This is a genomic window from Streptomyces tricolor (assembly GCF_002155905.1).
In the GTDB taxonomy this organism is placed as follows: domain Bacteria; phylum Actinomycetota; class Actinomycetes; order Streptomycetales; family Streptomycetaceae; genus Streptomyces; species Streptomyces tricolor.
Genome location: NZ_MUMF01000549.1, coordinates 1 through 3,011 on the forward strand (window position 1 = coordinate 1; position 3,011 = coordinate 3,011).

Here is a 3,011-nt window from a genome sequence, read left to right on the forward strand (position 1 = left end):
CCTCCACGATCCGCTCGAACGGCGTGTCGCCGTGCGCGAAGGCGTCGCCCACCGTGCCGGCCGCCCGCGCCAGCAGCTCGCGGAAGGAACCGGAGGCGTCCACCGGGGTGCGCAGCACGACCGTGTTCACGAAGAACCCGACGGTCCGTTCGAGGTCGGTGCGGGACCGGCCGGGGGTCAGGGAGCCGACGGTGATGTCGTCCTGGCCGGACCAGCGGGCCAGCAGCGCCTGGGTGACGGCGACCAGGGCAGTGTGCAGGGTGCTGTGCTGCTCTCGCGCGAGGTCGCGCAGCCGGGTGGTGAGGGCGGCGGGGACGGTGAAGGTGTGCACGGCGCCCGCGGTGGCCTCCTCGCCGCGCCGGGGCCGGTCCAGGGGCAGCTCCGGGGCCACCGCACCGGCCAGTTTCTCCTTCCAGTGGGCGAGTTGCTCGTCGAGGCGGGTGCCCGACAGCTGCCGGCGCTGCCACACCGCGAAGTCCGGGTACTGCGTGGCCGGCGCGGGCAGGTCCGGCCGGGAGCCGTGGGCGAGGGCGTCGTAGGCGGTGCACAGCTCGTCCAGGACCACGCCCATCGACCAGCCGTCCGTAACGATGTGATGGGCCGTCAGCAGCAGCACGTGCGCGGTGCCGGACTCGCGCAGCAGCAGGGCGCGCAGCAGCGGCCCGTGCTCCAGGTCGAAGGGGCGGGCGTACTCGGCCCGCAGGTCCGCGTCCAGGTCACCGGTGTCCCGGACCGGCAGCGGCACCGGGCCCGCCGGGTGCACGCGCTGCACCGGGCTGCCGTCGGCCTCCTCGAAGGTGGTGCGCAGGGCCTCGTGCCGGGCGACGACGGCGGTGAGGGCCTCCCGCAGGGCCGCGTGGTCCAGCGCGCCGGTGAGGCGGACCGCGACCGCGCTGTTGTAGCGGGGGTCGCCGGGGCGCAGCCGGTCCAGGAACCACAGCCGCGCCTGCGCGAAGGACAGCGGCAGCGGGCGGCTCCGGTCGGCGCGCGGGATGCCCTGCCGGGCGGCCGGTGCCGCGCCGCCGGCCCGTCCGGCCAGCCGCCGGCGCAGCGCCTCCCGCAGCTCCTCGGGCAGCGCCTCGGCGCGGTCCCGCCGGGAGGGCCGCCCGGAGCCGGCGGGCTGCGCGGGGTTCGAGGGGTTCGAAGGGGTCGAAGACGTCATGGTCGTCGGATCCTCACCGTTCGTGGTCGTGGCCGCCGTACGCGGCGTCTTCGGAGTCGTGGCCGCCCTGGGCGGGGGCTTCGCCGGTGCCGTACGCGGGGTCCTGGTCGTCGTCGGTGCCGTACGCGGCCTGTTCGAGTTCGCTCAGCACCTGCTCCTCCACGAGTTCGGCGAGGGCGGCGACGGTGCGGGAGACAAGGACGTCCCGGGGTGTGAGCGAGACGCCGAACGCGTCGTTGGCGCGGGAGGCGATGAGCAGGGCGCGCATGGAGTCGCCGCCGAGCAGGAAGTAGTCGTCCTCGGCGCCCACGGCCGTCTCCAGGGCCTCCTCCCAGAGGGCCGCCAGCGCCTCCTCGGTGGGCGTGCGGGGGGCGACGTACTCGGGCCGTGCCCGCTCCTCGGCCGGCGCCGGGGCGGGCAGGGCGGCCCGGTCGGTCTTGCCGTTCTCGGTGAGCGGGAAGCGGGCCAGCACCGCGTACGCCGACGGCACCATGGGGGCGGGCAGCGAGCGGGCGGCCAGGGCCCGCAGCTCGGCGGCGGCGGGCGGTTCGGCGCCGGGGGCCGTGAGCAGGTGGGCGACCAGGCGCGGCTGCCCCGGTTCGTCCTCGCGTACGGTCACCACGGCGTCCAGCACGCCCGGATGGCGGACCAGGACCGCCTCGACCTCGCCCGCCTCGATGCGGTGGCCGCGCAGCTTCAGCTGGTGGTCGGTGCGGCCCAGGTAGTGCAGTTCGCCCCCGCTGTCGCGGCGCACCAGGTCGCCGGTGCGGTACATGCGGGTGCCGGGCGGGCCGTACGGGTCGGCGCGGAACCGAGCAGCGGTCAGCCCGGGCCGGCCGAGGTAGCCGCGGGCCAGCGCCGGGCCGGCGAGCCACAGTTCGCCGGCGACGCCGTCGGGGACCGGGCGCAGCCGGGCGTCGAGGACGTAGGCGCCGGTGGCGGGCAGCGGGCGGCCGATGGGCGGTGCGGCGCCGTCCGCCCGCAGCGGTGCGGACCAGGTGGCGACGACGGTGGCCTCGGTGGGGCCGTAGGAGTTGACCATGCGGTGGTGCGGGGCCCAGCGGGCGACGAGTTCGGCGCCGCACGCGTCGGCGCCCACGATCAGTGTCTTCAGGTGGGGCAGGGTTCCAGGGGTGCCGGCGGGAACGGTGGCGAGCGCGGCCGGCGGCAGCAGGGTGTGCGTGATGCGCTCGGTCCGCAGCACGTCGGCGAGCGGGGCGCCGAGCAGCGGCCCGGGCGGCGGTACGACCAGCCGGGCGCCGTGCGGCAGGGACATGCACAGCTCCAGCACGGAGGCGTCGAAGCTGGGCGTGGCGAAGGCCAGCACCCGGTCGCCCGGGGCGACTTGGTAGTGGGCGGCCTCGGCGGCGGAGAAGGCGGCGAGGCCGCGGTGGGTGACGACGACGCCCTTGGGGGTGCCGGTGGAACCGGAGGTGTAGATGACGTAGGCCGGGTCGTCCAGGTCGAGCGGGCGGGTCCGGTCGGCGTCGCCGGGCCGGTGGGCGGGGGTCTCGTCCGGTGGGGCGGCGAGCAGGCCGGCGACCTCCTTGGCGTCGAGGGTGAGGGCGGGGGCCGCGTCGCGCAGCATCAGGGCGATGCGCTCCTCGGGGTAGGCGGGGTCGACGGGCAGGAACGCGGCGCCGGCCTTCGCCACCGCGAGCTGTGCCAGCACCATGTCCGCCGAGCGGGGCAGCAGCAGCGCGACGAGGTCGCCGGGGCCCGCGCCGCGCGCGATGAGCCGGTGCGCGAGCCGGTTGGCCCGTGTCTCGGCCTCGGCGAAGGTGAGCAGCGTGCCGGGCGCGTCGAGCGCGGGGGCGGTCGGCCACCGGTCGACGCGCCCGGCACGCTG

2 protein-coding genes are annotated in these 3,011 nt (G+C 77.1%); both read right to left on the minus strand.

Annotation, left to right across the window (positions count from 1 at the left end; genetic code table 11):
• On the minus strand, positions 1-1,162 hold a 1,162-nt coding region (locus CCN44_RS33240; RefSeq protein ID WP_143650116.1), incomplete at its 3' end, for a condensation domain-containing protein.
• A gap of 13 nt (positions 1,163-1,175) precedes the next feature.
• Positions 1,176-3,011 (minus strand): non-ribosomal peptide synthetase (locus CCN44_RS33245; RefSeq protein WP_143650118.1); only part of this gene is annotated, 1,836 nt, incomplete at its 5' end.